Genomic DNA, 19,486 nt, shown 5'->3' with positions numbered 1-19,486 from the left:
TTATCGTCATGCCAACCTCTCCGCGCCCAAATGCCACCACCCTGCGCCGTCGCTTCGTGACGATTCTGAAAACCTTCTGGCCCTTCTGCCGTGCTTGGTTGGCAAGTTGTTTGCCGACCGGCGACCGTGCGGCACGAACACAGCGCGCCGCAGAGCGGTTGCGCGAGGCTTTGGAGCGCTTGGGGATTGTGTTTATCAAGGTTGGGCAAGTCGTTGGCGTCCGAACGGATACGCTCTCGCCGCCCTACGCGGCCGAACTGGCCAAGTTGCAGGATGCCGTGCGCCCTGTCCCAATCCATATCGTCAAGCCTTTTCTCGAACGCGAATATGGGCGCGTGCTGTCTGAGCTTTTCGAGTGGTTCGACCCAGAGCCGCTGGCGACAGCTAGCCTTGGGCAGGTTCACCGGGCGCGGTGGCGCGGACGGGACGTCGTGATCAAGTTTCTCAAGCCGGATACGCTGGCACTGCTGGAGACCGACTTTGAGCTTATTCGCCGAATCGCCAATGGACTGCGGCGCATTTCTCGCAACCCACTCTGGGAAGACATCCTGACGGTCGTCGGCCGCTTTGAAGCTGGTTTTCGAGAAGAGGCTGATTTTGCCTCCGAGCGCCAACATGCCGTTCGGATACGGGAAATGCTAGCCGACTTTCCTGGCGTTGTAGTTCCAGAAACGGTTGATGAGTTGTGCACGCCACGGGTGCTGGTCTTGGACTTCATTGCCGGCTGCCGGATTAGCGACGCTGATGCCGTGTGCCGGATTGTCCGCAAGCCGCAGCGGCTGCTGGATAGGTTGGTGCATCTCTACGCTTACATGATGTTGTGCGAAGGGTACTATCACGCCGATCCACATCCAGGGAACTTCCTGGTGCTGCCGGACGGCCGCTTGGCCCTGTTGGATTTCGGTATGGTGCAGACCATGTCGGCGTCAACACGCAAAGCGTTGGCGGATATGGTGCGCGCGGCTACGCAGGGACGCCTTGATGAGGTGGTGGATGGGTTTTACCGAATTGGACTCGTCTCACCGGACACGCCACGCGCGCAGGCACGCGCGGCCATTGCCCAGATTGGCGAGATCAACATTTTGCAGTCCAACACCAAGAACCGGATAGCCGCCGTCGGCCAGGCGGTCGAGCGCAGCCAAGTTCGGTTTCTGCTGCCGGAAGACCTAGCCTATGCCTTTCGGCTCATCCAGATGCTGGAAGGGGTCGCGTCCTACTACCAACCGGGTTGGAATGTCATTGCCGATGGCAGCGCAGGGTTACAGGCGGCACTGGAAGACCTCGTTCGCCGGACAGCCGCGCAGCCGGTTGCCCGCGTGCCATCGTCCCCGCCGGTCAATGGCACGCGCCCTGTGGGGAGTCCGGTACGGCGCTTGTTTCAGACCCTACAAGAGACACTGGGTCCGGTCGCCGACCGCCTCGATCAGGCGGCGGCGATTCAGCGCGAACCAGTCGGCGACATCGACCGTCGGTAGGTTGAGGGTTGGAAAGCAGGCGAACTGGCACATGAGTGCCGGAGGAGAGACTCGAACTCTCACGGGGTTGCCCCCACCGGATTTTGAGTCCGGCGCGTCTACCATTCCACCACTCCGGCAAGTTAGTGACAGACCCGGAACTATAGTGCAGCGAGCAGGTGAAATGCAAAGGTTCCTTTCAGCCCGGCTTGCCAGGTCGGCTTCCGCAACCTCTCTGGCACGGGGAAAAGGCTTTCTATATTGTTGAACTAGCGTGGCTTAAGTCGAATAAGTAGGTAGGGATTTTTTTTTGACGCTCTGCCTTGTGTTTGCTACATTTACAGGCTTGTTTGCATTGTTGTCAGGTGACGTGATTTCAAGCCGCGAGGACACGCGATGAAAGCCAAGCTGGAGGAGGTCGCTCAGACCTACGGGATTGAGAACTGGGGTGCGGGGTACTTCAGTATCAATAAAAAAGGCCATTTGGTCGTCCACCCAAGCGAGTATGACCGGCGTGGCGCTGACATCATGGAAATCCTCGAAGACCTTCAGCGGCGGCGAATCCAGGCGCCGCTGCTTTTACGTTTCCCGCAAATCCTGGTCAATCAGATGAAGAAGTTGACCGGGGCTTTCCGAAGTGCCATCAAGGAATTTGATTACAACGGCCGTTACTACGGTGTGTTTCCGATGAAAGTGAATCCGCGGCGCGAAGTCGTAGAGGAATTTCTGCGCGCTGGCCGGCGGTATGACTTTGGGATCGAAGTCGGTAGTAAACCCGAACTTTACGCGGCCCTGGCCAACGAACAAGCCTCCGACTCCGTAATGATTTGCAACGGCTTCAAGGATGAAAGTTACATCCGCCTGGCGCTGCTTGGCACGGAATTAGGTAAAAACGTTGTCATTGTTATTGAGAAAATCGGCGAACTGGAAACCGTTATTCAGTTGTCCCAGGAGATTGGCGTCCGCCCACTTATTGGCATCCGCGTCAAGCTTTACTCGAAAGGAAGTGGACGCTGGGAGAAGTCCGGCGGTGAATCAGCCAAGTTTGGGCTGACAACGAGCGAAATCCTTGAAGTGATTCGCGTGCTTCGTGAAAACGAAATGGTTGACTCGCTGCGACTCCTGCACTTTCACATCGGGTCACAAATCACGAGCATCAAGCGCGTCAAGAACGCCATCAAGGAGGCCGCGCGGGTCTATGCCAAGATTCGCGCAATGAAAATCAACATTGATTATATGGACGTGGGTGGCGGTCTCGGTGTTGATTACGATGGCAGCAAAACCAGTTCAGAGTCATCCGCAAACTACACGGTTCAGGAATTTGCTAATGATGTGGTGTACACCATCAAGAGCGTTTGTGAAGACGAAGATGTACCGGAGCCAAACATCATTACTGAATCAGGACGGATGCTGACCTCCTACCACGCGGTGTTGGTGGCTAACATCCGCGCTGAAATCGAAACCGTCGTTGGTGAATATGAATCGGTCAAGGTAGATGATGACGACCCACAGGTCATTGTCGAACTCAAAGACTTGTGTATGGGCATCAACTCAAAAAACTATGCCGAGTACTATCACGATGCCATCGAGCACAAGGATGAAATGTACACGCTATTCAACCTTGGACTCATTTCGCTTGAGGACCGTGCCAAGGGAGAAATTCTGTTTTGGGAAGTTTGTGAGAGAACCGCGAAATACGCGCAAAATGACAAAAGCATGATAGATGAGTATGAAGAGCTGCGTCAGATGCTGGCCGCCAAGTATCTGTGCAACTTTTCAATTTTTCGCTCACTGCCGGATAGCTGGGCGATCGATCAGCTTTTTCCAATCATGCCGCTCCACAAGTTGGACAAGACGCCGACCGAGTTGGCGACCCTGGTGGACATCACCTGCGATTCAGACGGTGTCATTGACAAGTTCGTGGACTTGAAAGACATCAAGGAAACCCTGGAACTTCATCCGTTCAAGGGCGAGCCGTACTTTCTGGGCATTTTCCTCATCGGCGCTTACCAGGAAGTCATGGGAAGCGGGCATAACCTGTTTGGTTCGCTCAACGAGGCGCATATCGTCATTGAGGATGAGGGTTACTTGATTACCAAGGTCGTGCCTGGTGGAAACTTGGGTGAATCTGTGGAAACCGCCCGTTACGAGCGCGCCGCGCTCCAGGAAAGCTTTGGCGAATTGGCGGCCGAGCAGGTCAAGCGTGGCCGGCTGTCGGCCGAGCGCGCCAATGAGCTGTGTCGGCAATATGAAAGCTATGTTTCTTGCTATACCTATCTGAGCTAACGCTGAAACACCGCGCGTTGGATTTGCGCGCCAACGCAGGAAACGGGAGATCATGAGCAAAAAAGCGAAAGCATCGCCTTATTTGAAACGACCAACCGACCCGGTGGAAATCGACCGTGACCGAAGCGTGGCCGGGCTGTTGGCGAAGTTTGAGGCGACCTCTTTTCAAGCCCGAAATCTCGCCATTGCCCACAACATTTGGCTCAACATGCTCGACGACGCCTGCACCGTCGTGCTTGGGTTGAGCGGACCCCTCATTCCGGCCGGGATGCGGCGACTCATTGCGTGGTTGATTCGGAATCGCTACGTGGATGTCATCGTCACGGACGGACTGACGGTGTTTCACGACATTCACGAATCACTGGGACGCCAGCATTACCAAGGCTCACCACTCACGCCAATGGGTGAATTGCAAGCCCATGGGATTGCGCGCTTGTACGATACGCTTTTGAGCGAAGAGGAGGTGCAGGAAGCGGATGAATGGCTGCGCAACTTTGTCAACACCCAGGATGTGACGCGCCCCTATGCAACGCGCGAGTTTCTGACTTTGCTTGGGCATGAACTCTCCGAAATTACAAGCGAAGATGGCATTTTGACGGCAGCCTACAAAGCACGTGTCCCGGTATTTTGCCCCGGCGTGACCACCTCGCCGCTCGTGCGTGGCATTGCGGCAGGCCGGATTGACCGCAAGTCACCGTTTCTTTTTGACGTGATTCAGGATGTCGTGGAGATGGCACATATCCTGGTCGGTTCGACGAATGCTGGCGCGCTGTACTTCGGGACGAGCCTGTGCAGTGACTTCATGCGCCAGGCCCAGTCCACGGGCGCGGTCGTGAATGCGCGTTTGCGTCCGCTCAAGTATGTCGTGCACATTACGCTCGACACGCTCCATTACGGCGGCGGACTACTTCATCCAGTAGAGGATGCCGACAACTGGAGTCGGGCGGCAAAGGACCTTCGGGTCGTGACCACCCACTGCGACCCCACCATCGCACTCCCCATGCTGGTAACGGCGCTTACCCAGAGCGCGGCACGCCAAATCAAGTCCCGGCGCAAGCCAACCTTCACACTTGGGCGCGAGCTTTCGATAAGCGCCACCTAGCGCCAGCGGCCCAGGTGGGTGGCGTCCCCGTTATGGCGCTGAGGTGCCTAGGCGAGTCACGCCAAGTAATCGAAACGAAGAGGCGACTTTGTGCTGTCTATGACGCACGCATAGCCTAAACATAGTATGAGCAACCGTTTCTACGAGGTGATGGTCGAAACGCAATTCTCCGCCGCGCATGCCCTGCGCCACTACCGGGGGCAGGGTGAGACGGTTCACGGCCACAATTGGCGAATTCAAGTTTTCGTGCGTGGTGAGAAGCTTGACGAGAATCACATCCTGGTTGACTTTCGAACGGTGCGTGAGGCAACGGAGGAAGTCATGCACTATCTTGACCACAAGCATCTCAACGAACTGGCGCCGTTCGATAAAGAACTCAACCCTTCGACCGAAAACATTGCGGCCTTTGTGTTTCATCAGGTATCAGCGCGGATCAACACACCCCACTGTCAAGTCTCGCTTGTCCGCGCTTGGGAGACGGCCTCCACCATGGCGGCCTATGGACTCAGCTAATCGTGCCAGAAGCATTGGATGTCTTACCGCTCAACTTGCTGGACGCCTATGCTTGTTGGGAACTCAACCGGCGCTGCTTTGCCAGCAGTGAAACCTATGATCTCGCTACCTTTCGTCACCTGCTCGATTCGCCCGACTCCGTTTCCTACAAGGTCTTTGATGGGCAGCGGCGCATGGTGGGGTTTCTGGTCGGGCTGGTTGACCGCGAGCCGACGCCAGCCCGCGGCCGCGGCCATCTGCTCGGCAGCGGTCACATTATCGCAGTTGGTGTGGCCCCGGAGGCGCGCCGTCAGGGACACGCTCGGCGTTTGCTCCAAGCTGCTGAACAAGGGTTTCGGCGGCGTGGCATGACCATGGTTCACTTGGAAGTCCACGCCTCGAACCGCGCGGCTTGTCAACTCTATGCCACGGCTGGATATACGGTGACACAACGGCTGGCGCATTACTACGCGGATGGCGATGATGCGTTCAAAATGGTCAAGTCGCTCCTGGAGGTCACGCCGGCGGGCTGAGTCGCCAGGGCGCGTTCCGCCGCCGCCTGAAGGACGGTTTCGGGCGGCGCTTGTCCGGTCCAGTGGGCGAATTGGGCGGCGGCTTGCGTCACCAGCATGGGGAGACCATCCAGCGTCGCCCGTCCCTGCCGGCTGGCCGCTTGAAGCAGTGGCGTGCAGCGCGGACGGTAAATGAGGTCATACACCCACGTCAGTCCGTCAAGTGTGGTCGGCGACACGGGGAACTCGCTCTCTGCGGCATAGCCCATCATGCCGATAGGCGTGGTGTTGACCAGTCCGGTGAAGCGCCGGCCCTGGAACTGGTCAAGCGGCATCACCGAAATCCCAAACCGTTCTCCGAGCATTTTTCCACGTTCGGGATTGCGAGCAAACACCGTCACCTGTGCGCCAGCGTCAACCAGTCCACAGGTGACGGCGGCCGCTGCGCCACCCGCGCCAAGGACGGCCACCGGCTGCCCGGCAAGTTCAAAGCGTTGCGTCAGCGGATGCAGTGCCCCGCAGACATCCGTGTTGTCGCCAATCAGTGCCTGGTCACGAATGAGGATGGTATTGACCGCCCCAACCCGCTCGGCGGTTGGCGTCAGTTGGTCGAGATGCGCTATCACAGCGACTTTGTGCGGCAGTGTCACGCTGTAGCCACCCACCGGCCAGGGGACGCGCCGCGTGCGTGGATGGATGAAGTCCCGGACAAACGAACCGAGGTCAGCGGGTGACACTTCAACTGGAATATATACCCAATTCAGGCCAAGGTGAGTGAAGGCGGCGTTGTGCAAGTATTTCGAGAGTGAATGCCCAACCGGCTGCCCCAGCAGCCCAGCCACAACCGTGTGGCGATTGAGGTCGGGAAGGCGAAACGTATGACGTAGCTCGTCGGCCGGTAGCTGTCCGGGGGCGAGTGTCCGACCATCCTGGCTGGCAGCGTAGGTCCACCGCGCGCCATAGGCTGGTCCCAAGATGCGTGTCAATATCCCGGCCGACCCCATCCCAACCGGGATTTTCATTGGTTGTTGAGGTGAACCGGTCAGCCACGCAAAGAGCCGCCAAACCGCATCGGGACGCTCCACGCTGGTCGCTAACTTGATCGTCCCAGCGTACGGTGGAAAGTGCGCCGCTACGAAGCCGGTGACGTCGGCCGGCGTGGTCTGGAAGTCGTGGTGCGAGGCGACGACGCGCAACCAAACCGGATGGTCGGGTGGATAAGCCGAAACCAAGTGCGGGATGAGGTCGGACTCGATGTCAAAGGCATCGGCGTCGGTCTGCAAGGCGTTGCCCCAGAACCGCAGGCGCTCAGCGCGGGTTAGGTCGCGCAAGCCACCTTGCTCACGGGGACGGAATGTGGCAATGACTGGCTTCCTTCGCCTCGCCAGCGCCTGACGGAGCGTGTGGTTCACGGCGTCGGCTGTCAGGTCACGGAGCGCATCCAGCCGTAACTCCAGCCAATCGGAGGCGGTGTCCGCGGATGCCAAGGCGGTGAAAAGGGCTTCGGGTGTCTCGGCAGCGAGCGGCGTACAAATCACGAGCGGGGTTCACAGAAAGCGCGCGCGAAGGTCTGGAGAGGGGAGTAAGCACGTATCATACTTCCCAAAAAGCCGGTAGCGCACCTTGGCAAAGGCATCGTAGAGCCAGTCGCGCAGTGGCCTTGGGATGACATATCCGATGGTTAGCAGTCGCCACCAACCCCCAAGGTACTCAAAAACTCGGAGCGCCGCCGTCGAGCGAATCGTGACTTGCTCAGTGCCGGCATCAGTTGTTTCAACAAGGACAACCGAATCCACGGTTGCCAACCAGGGGTGACGGGCCACGACCTGCGCGCCGTATTCGCTTTGGAGTGCCGCAAACCGCATCGTTTTTTGCTTGTCCCAGGTAATGATGAACTGAACTGCCCAGTTACAAAAGCCACATACGCCGTCGTAGAGGAGGACCTGACTCGCTTGTGTGCTTTGGGCTGGCGGCATGAGCAGTTTGTGTCTTGGGTTTCCAGAGCTACTTCGTGAGATCAATTGCCCAGCCATTCTGGGGGGAAACCGTCTGTGCTGCAAGGTCCACTTCCCAGACGGCGGACTGTGGATCCTGGCCAGTGAGTTTGATCGTGTATGTCACCCGGCATTTGGTGTCCTGGCATTCGACACGCCAACCATCAACTTGGTCAATTTTTTTTTCCTGCGCCAGCTTGGCGATGTAATCCGTCAGTACCTGCCCAACGGTTCCGCCTTCACTTGCCCGCGCGCGCTCGACGAGATGGAGCGCACCTAGTTCTGTCGTTGGCGGTGTGGCACTCCAAAACCAGTACTCACTGATGCCATAACCAAGCAGCCCAAAAACCACTAGAATCCCACTGGTGATTGCCACAAGTTGCCAACGAGCTAGCGGAAGTCCAGACGTGGCCTTGGCAGGTGCTAGTTTAGCAGTCTTTTGGGCTGGCGTTTTCGTCCTAACTTGCGCCGGAGCGTACTTACCGGTGATACCGGTGGAGACCCCTGACTGCTGCACTTTAGGCGTAGCCAGCTTGCACTTCGGACACTGCGTGGCATCTACAGGTACTTCCTGGAAACAACGTGGACATCGCATAGATCGATTGCAGACGGCCTTACCCGCCGGTGAGTCACAGCGCGAGCGCATTCAACGTGGGAGAGCCGAACTTGGAAGACTGACAAAACACGTCAGGTTTCCGTAATATGGTAACAAAAATCCGTCATTGGGTTGTGTCTTACCAAGATTTCATCACGTCTCCAATGTTTGTCCGATGAATTTTCCGTTTCTACTAAAACCCATCCCTCCAATGGTTTAGCTGCCTTCACCGAACATTTTGCGAGGAAACTGGAAGGACTGATCTGAGTGATTGGAGCCGGTCTTGCGGAAATCAGGTGCAACTTAACGCCCACAGTGAGGCAATGTCATTCCCGTAGCCTGAATTGATCCGAAGGCTATCGGCGATGGGAGTCGCCGTTTGACACCCGGAGCGTACGGAGAAGGGAGTTTTGCGATGCCGAAAATGTTTCCACCCAAGCTTTGCCGTCAGCCTCGGTTTGGCGCCCAGCATGGTTTCTCGATGATCGAGCTGATCATCGTCGTGGCTGTGTTGGGGATCATCACCGCGATTGCCGTGCCCAACCTGATCGTCGCCCGTGATGCCGCACGGCGCGGTTGGTTTCAATCCACAGCGCGTGCCATTGGTTCGTCGCTGGAAGTTTTTGCCCAGGCCAATCGTGGTCGTTACCCGCGCGATGGTATTTTCTTTGAAGCGCCTGGCGGAGACCCAGTCAAGTGGGAACAAGATTCAGGGATGCCGTGGATTGGATTTTCCAATCCAGCGCAGAGTCCAACATGGTCAATCGATTACCAAGTTCACAATAGCCCCATTATGCCAGGAGCGCGTTATATTGGGTTATGCTATTGCGGATTGCGTGGCGCTCCGGCAGATGGCAGCATTACCAATAATGCTTCACTTTGGAATGACTATGGTCTTGGGCAAGAAATTCCAACCGATCGGCGGCTGATATTTATTTTCCATCCAGGCGTGCCGGCGGATCGCATTTGCCCGGATGCCGCCTGCAACTAGTCTCAATCAACTAGCCCTAATCGCTGGTGTGATGCATCAGGTGCGCGGTCAGCCTCAGTCTGGTGGGCTGGGGAATATAGCGTTCACAGGCTAGGTTACTGTCAGTATTGACCAAGCGTCTCGGGCCACCGGGGCGTTTTTATTTTGGGGAGCAGGTGAGCCATGGCACGCATGAGAGTTGCGTCGGCAACGGATATTCGTCCGGGAGGCATGCATTTGGTCGTGACCGAGCAGCGGAAGCTCGTCATTTACAACTGCAATGGTGTCATCTACGCCAGCGAGCAAGGCTGTCCTCACATGGGAGCGGCGTTGAACGAAGGCGTCCTGATGGGGACGGAGGTTACCTGTCCGTGGCACCACTGGTCGTTTGATGTCGCCACCGGCGAGTGCACCAGCAATCCACTCGCACCTAAGTCCCTGACGGTCTTTCCGGCCTCGGTTGAAAACGGTGAGATATGGGTTGAGTTGCCATGATGACCGGTTCGGCCAGGGCGTCAGGGTTGGTGGGCGCCGTCGAGCGGATCGCGTATGCCAACCCGGAGAGCGGCTACACTGTTCTCCGCCTTCGGGTAGCCGGCGAGCGCGAGACCCTGACGGTCGTCGGCTACTTTCCAGCACTGTCGCCAGGGGTAACGCTGCGGCTCACCGGCTTTTGGATAACGCATCCTACGCATGGCGCGCAGTTCAAGGCGACCAGCCATGAGATCTGCCAGCCAGCGACCCTTGCCGGTATCGAGAAGTACCTTGGCTCTGGACTCATCAAGGGCGTCGGTCCGGTGACGGCCCGGCGCATCGTCGCGCACTTCAAAGAAGCCACGCTGGACATTATCGAAACCGACATCCAGCGGTTGAGCGAAGTGCCGGGCATTGGCGAGAAGCGCGTGAACATGATTGCGCAGGCCTGGGAAGCGCAGCGGGCGGTCAAGGAGGTCATGCTGTTTTTGCAGTCCCATGGCGTTTCGACACATTATGCTGCCAAGATTTACAAGCAATACGGCGCGCGCGCGATCCAGACGGTCATCGAAAACCCCTACCAACTGGCGCGAGACATCTACGGGATTGGCTTCAAAACGGCTGATGGAATTGCTGCTAACTTGGGCATCGCCCCCGATGCCGAGACCCGACTGCGCGCGGCCTGTGCCTACGTGCTCCAGGAAGCTGCCGACCAAGGGCATTGCTTTCTTCCTGAAACCAAGCTGCTTGCCCAGTTGCAGGCCCTGCTGGGGCTGGACGATGAGCATCGGCTCCGGGCCACGGCAGCCGTTCTGGCAACGGAAGGCGAGCTTGTTGCCCGCGCGGTTGCCGCGCCCGATGCACCACCCGAAACGCACTACCACTTGCCATATCTTTTTTACGCCGAGCAGCACTTGGCGCGGTTGCTACGCGGGCTGATCAGCCGACCGCCTACCGATTTGGAGGCGATGGCCGTTCGGTGGCTTGAGTCCTACATGACACGCGAGCAGCTTGCCTTGTCGCCGGAGCAATGCCAGGCCGTCTGCGCGGCCGCGACGCAGCGCGTCCTGGTGATAACCGGCGGGCCGGGGTGCGGCAAAACCACGACATTGCGCGCCATCGTAAAGCTGTTTCAGGCGCTTGGCCTGCGGGTCGAGCTAGCCACGCCGACCGGGCGCGCGGCCCAGCGTCTATCCGAGGTGGCCGGCGTGGAGGCGCGCACGCTCCATCGGTTGCTGGCCTACGACCCATCTCGTGGACGCTTCACGCACGACAGCGATTACCCACTGGATACCGATGCCGTCATTGTGGATGAAGCCTCGATGCTCGATGCACCCCTGGCGGCAGCACTGCTCCGGGCGCTGCCGGCCCAGGGGCGACTTTTGCTGGTCGGCGATGTGGACCAGCTTCCGTCGGTCGGACCGGGGCGCGTTTTGGGTGACGTGATTGCGTCTGGCGTCATTCCGGTCTGTCATCTGACGCAGGTGTTTCGGCAAGCTGAAGGCAGCGCCATCATTCAAAATGCCCACCGGATTCGCGCCGGACGCTTTCCAAATCTCATCCGGCCAGATGGAAAAACCACGACGGATTGCTATTTCGTGGATGCCGAAACCCCCGAAGACATTCACCAGCGACTTGAAAACATCGTGGCGCGCAGCCTCCCGAAGCGGTTTGGGTATGACCCAATTCGGGATATTCAAGTCCTGACGCCGATGAACCGGGGCGAGATTGGGGCAGTCGAGCTGAACCGCCGGTTGCAGGCCGTGCTCAATCCACCGCGGCCTGGGGAGCCGGAAGTCGAACGCTTGGGGCGAATCTTCCGCGTCGGCGACAAGGTCGTGCAGCGCGTCAACAACTACCCGCGCGAAGTCTTCAACGGCGACATCGGCCGCCTGGTCGGCCTCCAGCTTGAAGATCAAACGCTGACCGTGGACTACGACGGCCGATGGGTGACCTACGACTGGGCGGATGCCAATGAGTTGGCGCACGGGTTTGCGCTTTCCGTCCACAAAAGCCAGGGGTCGGAATATCCGGCCGTGGTGATCGTGCTGCATCCGCAGGCCTTTCCGGTGCTGAGCCGCAACCTGGTTTATACGGCGCTGACTCGCGCCAAACGAACGGCGGTGCTGCTGGGGACGACCCGCGCCATTGGGTTGGCGCTGCGGCGGATCGAGGCCGCACAGCGCCACACTTGGCTGACATCGGCGCTGCGTGAGGGCGTGATGTGACACAGACTGTTTCTTGACAGCCGAAGGTGGGCCAACATAGTCTAGGCTGCGATTTTCAATCGTTTACGGGCTTGTGGCTTGCCCTGGCGAGAAAGGTTTCCAGCAGCTTCATGCTAAGTGAGCGCATTGGCAGTGCTGGCCAAAAAGTTCTGGACGCGCTGGTTCGAGGTCTCGCTCGAATCTTTCCCAACCCCAACACGCTGACCTTCATTGGGTTGCTCATCAACATCGGGTGCGCAGTGCTCTACGGTTGGGGGCACTTTTTCATTGCGGGCCTGGTGATGATTTTCGCCAATCTCTTCGACATGCTCGACGGGAGGGTGGCCCGGCTGACAGGCCGAGTCACGCGGTTTGGCGGTTTTTTTGACTCAGTGCTCGACCGCTATTCGGATGTCATCGTGCTGATTGGCATCATGGTTTTTTATGCCCGCAATACGCCCCACCACAGCACGCTTTACGTCACACTCACGGGCATTGCCTTGCTTGGCTCCGTGCTGGTGAGCTACACGCGGGCGCGGGCGGAGAACCTCATTCAACAGTGTAAAGTTGGCTTTCTGGAGCGACCGGAACGGGTCGTCTTGATTATCATTGGTTCACTTACCGAGATTGGCCCCGAAGACAATCCCTTTTTGCATAAGATGCGGGCGGTGCTTTGGGTTTTGGCCGTTCTCTCACACTGGACCGTCGTGCATCGGATGTACCATACCTATCTCGAAGCCCAGCGGTTGGACAACGCTGGCGTGGATGCACCTGCCCCGGTGGGAACCCAGCCGTCGCCCGCTGGTGACGGTTGGGAGCCGGCTTTACCCAAGGATCAAGCGGCTTCCTGGTACTGAGCCGGCGCGTGCCAAATCTGCGGCGCGGGAAAAGAACGGAAAAAGAAAAAGACTACGATGATGAAACGAAGCCGCTGGAGTACGCCGGACTGAGGAGGGTTCAGCAACGATGGTATGTCCTTGCTGCGGTCGGAAACATCAAGACCTACAACGGGGTTGCATCTGTGGTGCGCGGTCGGTTGCTGCCCCACAAACTGACGAGATTGTTGAGCTGCCGCGGCTCGGCCGCGCCCTGACCGGGTTGGCGTGCGCCATTGCTGGTCTGGGCAGCTTCCTGACACCCTGGTTGCTCGCGCCCGCGCTCCTGGGCGCTTACGCAAGTGTTACGGCGTATAAGCGGGCGCGCCGTGAACCGTCGCGTTTTGGCGGACTCCCTTTCGCGCGGGCTGGCGTTGTGCTTTCAAGCCTCGTCCTGCCAGGACTACTGCTGTTTGGCAGCTACCATGCGCGCGAATGGTATATCGGTCAGCAAGAAAGCGCGCGGGCTGCGAGCCGGGCACGGATGCTCGAACTGGCGCTCGCCATCCAGGCTTACCAGAAACAATACCGCGCGCTGCCGTCACCCCAGCTTGATGAACTGCGCGCGACGGGACTTGCCAACGGGTTGATAACCGACCAATGGGGTAAGTCCCTGCGCTACCGTCCAACTGGTGAGTTGGCGGCGACGAACCCGCTGACCGCACCGCTCCTGACCCAGTACAGCATCATTTCCGCCGGTGAAGATGGTGAGTTCGGCACCGCCGATGATTTGGTGCTTCGGGATGGGGTGTTTGTTTCCGCAGGACAAACACCGGGCCGGTCATCCTCTGCGGTGAGTCGGTGATGCCATGGCAGAAGTTCGTCCCCAACCAGCGCTCGGCGGATGGCGTGCCTGGTGGCAGCGCCTGCTAGGCAGGGAAGACCCTGACGCGGCGCGACGGCGCTGGTTGCGCCAAGCCGGCCGCATTATTGAAGGCGAAGTGCTTGACGTGCGCCCAACTGGCGCGAATCAGGGCCTGCTGGTGCGGTATCGCTACGAAGTGGCCAACGTCGAGTATGAATCGCTCGATGTCATTGACGCGACTGGAAACCAGTACTGGCCCGGGCAGCGCATCAGTGTGCGGTATGACCGGCGGCGGCCGTCAAACTCCATCCTTGGGTAAGACTCAATCCCTGGTTTCGCTGGTCCTGGTTGTGCTGGTGCGCGCTGGCGACCGCCGCGCTTCCTGCATGGCTTGCTCGATGGCTTCCGGCGATGACGGAAGCGCGCCGGAGAGCTTGACCAGTCCCGTCTCTGTCACCAAGTAGTCGTCTTCAATGCGAATCCCAATGCGCTCAGACGGAATATAGATGCCCGGCTCGATGGTGATGACGCTACCTGGGGGCAGTGGTCGCGCATAGTCGCCCACGTCGTGGACGTTGAGTCCGATGAAGTGGCCTAGCCCATGAATGAAAAAGTTGTCGAGTGTCAGCCCGTTGCCGGCGCGTAGCGGACTCGACCGCATCCGCTCGCGCGCTGCCAAGTTGAGGTCACTCATGCGGCTTTTGCCGGGTGTAAAGGCTTTGACCGCCGCTTCCTGAGCCGCCAGGACGACCTCGTAGAGCGCCCGCTGCCGAGCCGTAAACTTCCCGCTGGCCGGGAAGGTGCGGGTAATGTCGGCCGTATAGCCACGGTACTGAGCGCCCACGTCCACCACCACCAAGTCGCCATCCTTGATTTGGTCCCGGTTCCGGTTGTAGTGCAAGATGGTCGCGTTTTGTCCCGCGCCGATGATGCAGGGGTAGCCTGGACGCTCCGCGCCGTTGCGATAAAAAGCGGCCAGGACCACGGCCTCGATCTCATACTCGTAGCACCCGACCGTCAAGTGCTTGGGGATGTCCCGAAATGCTTCATCCGTGATGCGGATCGCCTTTTTGAGCAAGGCCAGCTCGGCCGGCGTTTTGCACATTCGCATCAAACTCACGGCTGAACGGGCGTCGTTGATGCGGAGCGCAGGCACGTTGCGCCCTAACAGTTCGACAAGCTGCCGAACTGGCCGTTCCCGCAGTTCATCCGGGTTGGCGACCAGGTGAATTGTACCGCCATCCTTGAAAAAGTCGGACGAACCAAGCTCGCGTAGGACTTGCGCCAAGGTATCGGCCGGGAGCGCTTTTTCAACACCGAACAAGGTCTCGGCTTCCCGGTCTGGACCAGGCTGTGGGCCCGTCCAGCGTTCGGCTTGTGGATTGCGGCGCGGGAGAAACAGAATCTCACGCGCGCCCTGGTACGGGGTCGGCGTGAGAAGCAGCGTCGCGCCCTGGGCTTCAATCCCCGTGAGGTAGAAAAAGTTCTCATCCTGGAAAAACTTTTCGCTCACGCCCTGTGATTCTTCAATGCGGCCTGGAACGAGTACCATGCCATCCGCCAGTTGTTTTTGAAGCTGAGTGCGTCGCGCCTTGAAATCGGCTAGCGGTTGCTCGGCGAGCATTGGCGTCGGGCGGGTCGCCCTGGATGCCAGTTCGGTGGCGTGCTGTACCGGCCAGCCGCAGAGTAGCCAGATACTTAGAAAGACAACAGCGAGAGCGCGTGGCATGACGAGCCTTTGGGCGAAAAGGAATAGGGAAACTGTCTGTCGGCAGTTGATTGGAACTGCCTTGGCGAGGCTGGCTATTCCCCAAGTCGGGCTTGAGGGTTGTCGCGGGGTGACGGGTATGGTGCGCCCAGTAGGACTCGAACCTACGACCTACTGCTTAGAAGGCAGTTGCTCTATCCAACTGAGCTATGAGCGCACAAATCGTGAAACAATCGCTCGATGAGAAACTCTCTTTTGCGATTATCGCGCCGCACCGGCTGGCTTTGCCAGCGGGTTTGCCTGATTGTAGCGCGCGGCAAAATCCTCAGTAATATCCATGCCGGGCGCTAGATAGACTAAGCCACCAGCTTCAGCCGCCGTGGCAATGTCAATGAGGATTTGGATGCCCCGCTCCTTGGCATAGGCTTCAAGCGCCTTGGAAAGTTTTTCACGCACGGGGTTGAGCAGGATGGTCGCCCGCTTTTCAGCCGCTTCATTGAGGTCTTCCTGGCGACGTTGGAAGTCCTTTTTCTTGCGTTCGAGTTCTTCCGTGCGCTTGATGCGCACATCCGGGGTGAGCTGGTCTGCCAGTCGCTGGAGCGCATCTTCTTCAGCTTTGATTTCCGCGCTGAGCCGCTGGAGCGTATCAATCGTCGGGCGAAACTCGTTTTGAAGCGTCGTCACTTGCTGGCGATATTCATTGATAAGCTCGCCAAAGGCCTGCGTGTTGACGACGGCAATGCGCGGACCGGCCGGCGTTGGTTGTTGCGCCGGCGGTTCCGTGACCGTGGCTGGCTGGGAAGGCAACGGGCTCCCGCCAAGGCTCACCAGGCTGAAAGCGCTCACCAAGCTGAAAGCAAGGCACGTAAGTAAAGACATAAGGATTTATCCCTCACAAAAAAGCAGGCTAAACCATGGTCAGTCTCAGAACGTTCGTCCCACGGTAAAACGAATCACACCCCGCTCCTCGATGATACCAAGCTGGCGGGGATCAAAGACGTTCGTTTTCGCGCCAGGGTTGTAGGCAAAGATAAGCCGGAACGGCACTTGCAGAACCGGCAGGTTGACCTGAATCTCCGCGCCGACCGACGCCCGGAAATTGCGCCCAATCCCGCCGAGTGTTTGGCTGAGGTTGACTTGTGTTCGGGTGGACTGCTGCGCCTGCACAAACGCAACGCGGAAGCCGTCTGGCAATGGCCCGCCGGGATTGGGATCATTGGGGCGCGTGCCGTCGAGGCGGGTTCCATCTGGGCGCAGGATAATCGGACCGGGAACTGGGGAGTCCGGTGTCGAGCCAAGCGTTGCTGGCAGCGCGCGGGCGCGAATGCTTTGGTCACTCAGTGAGCGCACGTTGAAGACTGACCCGGCGTCAGCAAACAGTGCCAGCGAGAGCGGCCCAACGATCGGCACTCGGTATTCCACATTCAACAGCAACTGGGAGTCGCCGCCGACCGGAATGAATTGAAACGACCCAATCGGGAGCGGAAAAAGCTTATCCGTGTAGGTATATTCCTGAATCACCGATGGGCTGACCTGTAGGCCGGGCTGCAAGACCTGTCCGGTGAGACCGTCAATGACGCGCACATTGGTCGTGGTGCGTCGGTCCTCGATTGGGGCAACTGGCGAAATCGTGCGAATCCCATAGCCCCGAATCTCAAATTCGCCGCCGGTGTAAAACCGGTTGAATTGTGGCACACCCCCGATGAAGGCCAACGAGTTACTGTCAAAGGGCGTCCCATAGGTGCTCACATGCGCTGCCCGAAACCGCATGCCCAGAACCGCTGGTTTCTCGATACCTTGGCCAAGAAAGCGAAATGGACGAAACTCACGATATTCAAGCAACGGCGCAAGTGTTTTCACGCGCCCACCCAAGCCTGACCAAGTGAAGCTAAACGTCAGATTGCGCCCGGTTGTGGGATTGATTGGGTTATTGATTGTGTTATAGACAAACGACGGTGTCAGGGAGCTAATCGTGATGCCGGGTTGAGCGAAGGTGACGATGATGTCGTTGTCGGGGTTGTCATCCCGGTTGACGGGTGGATCGGTGATCCGCGACGTACTATAGCTGTAGCTGATCCCAACCCGCGACACCCGGCCAAATTTGGGAAAGCGGCTGGTCAGCACGGCAAGTGGAGCGGAAAACGAAACTGAGGCCCCAGTCGTGTCTTGCGTGAATAGATTGCGCTCGTCAAGTCCGGTGAAACTATTGAAGAATCCGCCGGCAATCGCTGCCCCGCTAATCCCACTGGCGTAGCGGAAACGCTGGCTAAAGACCGAGAGGCCGAACCCGATCCGGCGGTCAAGGAAATACGGATCACTGTACGAAAGGGCAATGTTACGAAAGAGGTTTCCCGCCTGAACGTCCACGGAAACACTTTGCCCATACCCAAACAGGTTATTCGTGGTGTAGGTCAGCCCGATAAACGATCCCCCAATACCAGAGACACCACCGGAAAACTGAATCTGCTGTCGCCCCCGTTCCTTGACCTTGATGACGACATTGACCGTTTTGCGGCGTTCATCTGTCGTCGTCTGGATGTCTTCCTTTTTGATTTCGTCAAAGTAGCCAAGCTGGTTGAGCAACAAAATTGAGTATTCCATCAGCTCCTGGTTGTAAGGCTCGCCTTCGCTGACCAGCAACTCTCGCCGCAGGACTTTGTCGCGGGTTGTGTTGTTGCCGGCAAACTCAATTTGCTCGACCGTGTACACCGAACCTTCTTCAACGTAGATGGTAAAGTCGGCCACGCCTTCCGACTCGCCTGCGGCCGGTGGTTTGAAGGTTGGTTGGACGTTGACATCCGCCTGAATATAGCCACGGCTGCCATAGGCCTTCTTGAGCCGTTCATAGACGCCTTCGCGGATGGTTTTGGCGCTGGCAATGTCACCTTTGCGCATCCCGGAAATCAGGATGACCTGCTCTGGGGTAAAGATCGTCGAGCCTTCCGAGGTAATGTCACCAAACCGGTAGCGGATGCCTTCGTCAATCGGGACGACGATTCGCAAGCCATCGGATTTCTTGCTGATGAGGGGGATGCCCCCGCCGACCTTACCGATGTTCTCGATGCGTGGCGTGCCAATCGTTGGACGGAGATAACCCTTTTCACGCAGGAACTGCGAAACCAACTGCATGTCGGTCTCGAACTTTTCCGGTGAATAGATATCCTTTGAGGTGAAGCGCGTTAGAAAGCTGGACTGCTTCGTGTATTTCATCTGCTTGCGAAGCAAGCGACTTGAAAAAACTTGATTGCCCTCGAAGTCAATCTTGGCGACCCGAACGCGACCACCTTCATCCACGTTGAAGATGACGATAATGGAAGTCTTGGAAACGTCCTCGATCTCAGCCGTGACAACCGCGTTCGGGCGACCGCGCTCACTGAGCATGCTTTTGAGTTCGCTTTCCGCCCGCTTGACTTGCACTGGGTCATAGGGCGAATCCTTGGTCAGCGAAATACGCTTTTCTTTGTAGCGCGTCAGCACATCGCTGAGCTGGATGGACTTCAGCCCTTCGTACTGAATATCCCGGATGACAGGATACTCGGTCAGGTTGAACACCACGAAGACGCCGCCCGTATTGCCTGGCTCAAGCGTGACATTGCTCCGAAGCGGGTCAAAGAACCCCTGCGCCAGCACGGCCTGGTAATCGCGCTGCGCCTGCTCGGCGCTGTAGAGGTCGCCAGGCTTCATGGTCACATAGAGACGTAGGGTATCGGTCGGGATACGGCGGTTGCCTCGGAATTGAACATCTTCGATGAGTTGTTGCTGGACGGGGTCTTGCGGGTCGGCTGCATTGATCCCCTGGGCACAGGTCAGGTGCGTTGGCCCAAAACAACATAGAAGTAGTGCCGTGAGCAACAACCTAACCCATTGGCGGTATAAATGAAACATGGCAGGCATGGAAAAGCAAAGCAGGGAACGTAACACGGTAAAAGCGATCACATCGGCACGCGGGTGTGTAAACGGGTGTATGAGTGGACAAACAAGTCGCGCATCATAACCAAACCGTGTTCGCAAT

17 protein-coding genes and 2 tRNA genes are annotated in these 19,486 nt (G+C 58.1%); 11 read left to right on the top strand and 8 right to left on the bottom strand.

The window, feature by feature from the left end; all coding sequences use genetic code 11:
• Positions 1-8 precede the first annotated feature (8 nt).
• Entirely contained in the window at positions 9-1,475 is a 1,467-nt protein-coding gene (locus tag J8C06_RS10295) for an ABC1 kinase family protein (protein ID WP_211428607.1), read from the top strand.
• 36 nt (positions 1,476-1,511) lie between these two features.
• Here J8C06_RS10295 and J8C06_RS10290 read toward each other — a convergent pair.
• A tRNA-Leu gene (locus J8C06_RS10290) sits at positions 1,512-1,594 on the bottom strand.
• Between the two features lie 256 nt (positions 1,595-1,850).
• On the opposite strand from J8C06_RS10290, the gene speA reads away from it, so the two are divergent.
• The 4 genes from speA (at position 1,851) to J8C06_RS10270 (ending at position 5,867) form a co-directional block, all read left to right on the top strand.
• Positions 1,851-3,740: a biosynthetic arginine decarboxylase gene (gene speA / locus J8C06_RS10285; RefSeq protein WP_211428606.1), complete on the top strand. Its 1,890-nt coding sequence runs from the start codon at positions 1,851-1,853 to the stop codon at positions 3,738-3,740.
• Positions 3,741-3,792: 52 nt separating this feature from the next.
• Positions 3,793-4,842, top strand: coding sequence for a deoxyhypusine synthase family protein (locus tag J8C06_RS10280; RefSeq protein ID WP_211428605.1), 1,050 nt, complete (start codon positions 3,793-3,795; stop codon positions 4,840-4,842).
• Between the two features lie 126 nt (positions 4,843-4,968).
• Entirely contained in the window at positions 4,969-5,355 is a 387-nt protein-coding gene (locus J8C06_RS10275) for a 6-carboxytetrahydropterin synthase (protein ID WP_211428604.1), read from the top strand.
• 2 nt (positions 5,356-5,357) lie between these two features.
• A complete protein-coding gene (locus J8C06_RS10270; protein WP_211428603.1) occupies positions 5,358-5,867 on the top strand; it encodes a GNAT family N-acetyltransferase in 510 nt (169 codons plus the stop codon).
• On the opposite strand, the gene aroE is transcribed toward J8C06_RS10270, so the two are convergent.
• The 3 genes from aroE to J8C06_RS10255 are packed head-to-tail and all read right to left on the bottom strand — an operon-like array spanning position 5,801 to position 8,216.
• On the bottom strand, positions 5,801-7,384 hold the full coding sequence (aroE, locus tag J8C06_RS10265; protein WP_211428602.1) for a shikimate dehydrogenase: 1,584 nt from the start codon (positions 7,382-7,384) through the stop codon (positions 5,801-5,803). The two genes, J8C06_RS10270 and aroE, sit on opposite strands and share 67 nt — an antisense overlap.
• 9 nt (positions 7,385-7,393) lie before the next feature.
• Positions 7,394-7,822, bottom strand: a complete 429-nt coding sequence (locus J8C06_RS10260; RefSeq protein WP_211428601.1) for a thiol-disulfide oxidoreductase DCC family protein — start codon at positions 7,820-7,822, stop codon at positions 7,394-7,396.
• 28 nt (positions 7,823-7,850) lie between these two features.
• Positions 7,851-8,216, bottom strand: a complete 366-nt coding sequence (locus J8C06_RS10255; RefSeq protein WP_211428600.1) for a hypothetical protein — start codon at positions 8,214-8,216, stop codon at positions 7,851-7,853.
• Between the two features lie 634 nt (positions 8,217-8,850).
• Here J8C06_RS10255 and J8C06_RS10250 point away from each other — a divergent pair.
• The 6 genes from J8C06_RS10250 (at position 8,851) to J8C06_RS10225 (ending at position 14,085) form a co-directional block, all read left to right on the top strand.
• Positions 8,851-9,426, top strand: coding sequence for a type II secretion system protein (locus J8C06_RS10250; protein ID WP_211428599.1), 576 nt, complete (start codon positions 8,851-8,853; stop codon positions 9,424-9,426).
• 162 nt (positions 9,427-9,588) lie between these two features.
• Positions 9,589-9,900 carry a Rieske (2Fe-2S) protein gene (locus tag J8C06_RS10245; protein WP_211428598.1) on the top strand — a complete coding sequence of 104 codons (312 nt, stop codon included), beginning with the start codon at positions 9,589-9,591 and terminating at the stop codon, positions 9,898-9,900.
• The gene (recD2, locus tag J8C06_RS10240) at positions 9,897-12,107 is read left to right on the top strand and encodes an SF1B family DNA helicase RecD2 (protein ID WP_246602031.1); all 2,211 of its coding nucleotides are present in this window, start codon (positions 9,897-9,899) and stop codon (positions 12,105-12,107) included. Before J8C06_RS10245 ends, recD2 begins: the two co-directional genes overlap by 4 nt.
• Before the next feature lie 110 nt (positions 12,108-12,217).
• The gene (locus J8C06_RS10235; RefSeq protein ID WP_211428597.1) at positions 12,218-12,943 is read left to right on the top strand and encodes a CDP-alcohol phosphatidyltransferase family protein; all 726 of its coding nucleotides are present in this window, start codon (positions 12,218-12,220) and stop codon (positions 12,941-12,943) included.
• 109 nt (positions 12,944-13,052) lie between these two features.
• On the top strand, positions 13,053-13,766 hold the full coding sequence (locus tag J8C06_RS10230) for a hypothetical protein (protein WP_211428596.1): 714 nt from the start codon (positions 13,053-13,055) through the stop codon (positions 13,764-13,766).
• A 4-nt stretch (positions 13,767-13,770) separates the two neighbouring features.
• Positions 13,771-14,085: a DUF3592 domain-containing protein gene (locus J8C06_RS10225; protein ID WP_211428595.1), complete on the top strand. Its 315-nt coding sequence runs from the start codon at positions 13,771-13,773 to the stop codon at positions 14,083-14,085.
• Between the two features lie 3 nt (positions 14,086-14,088).
• On the opposite strand, the gene J8C06_RS10220 is transcribed toward J8C06_RS10225, so the two are convergent.
• The 4 genes from J8C06_RS10220 to bamA form a co-directional block, all read right to left on the bottom strand.
• Positions 14,089-15,495 carry an aminopeptidase P family protein gene (locus J8C06_RS10220; RefSeq protein ID WP_211428594.1) on the bottom strand — a complete coding sequence of 469 codons (1,407 nt, stop codon included), beginning with the start codon at positions 15,493-15,495 and terminating at the stop codon, positions 14,089-14,091.
• A 119-nt stretch (positions 15,496-15,614) separates the two neighbouring features.
• A tRNA-Arg gene (locus tag J8C06_RS10215) sits at positions 15,615-15,691 on the bottom strand.
• Positions 15,692-15,735: 44 nt separating this feature from the next.
• Complete coding sequence (locus J8C06_RS10210) at positions 15,736-16,353, bottom strand: OmpH/Skp family outer membrane protein (RefSeq protein ID WP_211428593.1); 618 nt, start codon at positions 16,351-16,353, stop codon at positions 15,736-15,738.
• A 45-nt stretch (positions 16,354-16,398) separates the two neighbouring features.
• The gene (bamA, locus tag J8C06_RS10205) at positions 16,399-19,368 is read right to left on the bottom strand and encodes an outer membrane protein assembly factor BamA (RefSeq protein ID WP_211428592.1); all 2,970 of its coding nucleotides are present in this window, start codon (positions 19,366-19,368) and stop codon (positions 16,399-16,401) included.
• Between the last annotated feature and the right edge of the window lie 118 nt (positions 19,369-19,486).

The sequence above is a fragment of the Chloracidobacterium validum genome, from assembly GCF_018304825.1.
In the GTDB taxonomy this organism is placed as follows: domain Bacteria; phylum Acidobacteriota; class Blastocatellia; order Chloracidobacteriales; family Chloracidobacteriaceae; genus Chloracidobacterium; species Chloracidobacterium validum.
This window is presented reverse-complemented; position numbering and strand designations above follow the sequence as displayed.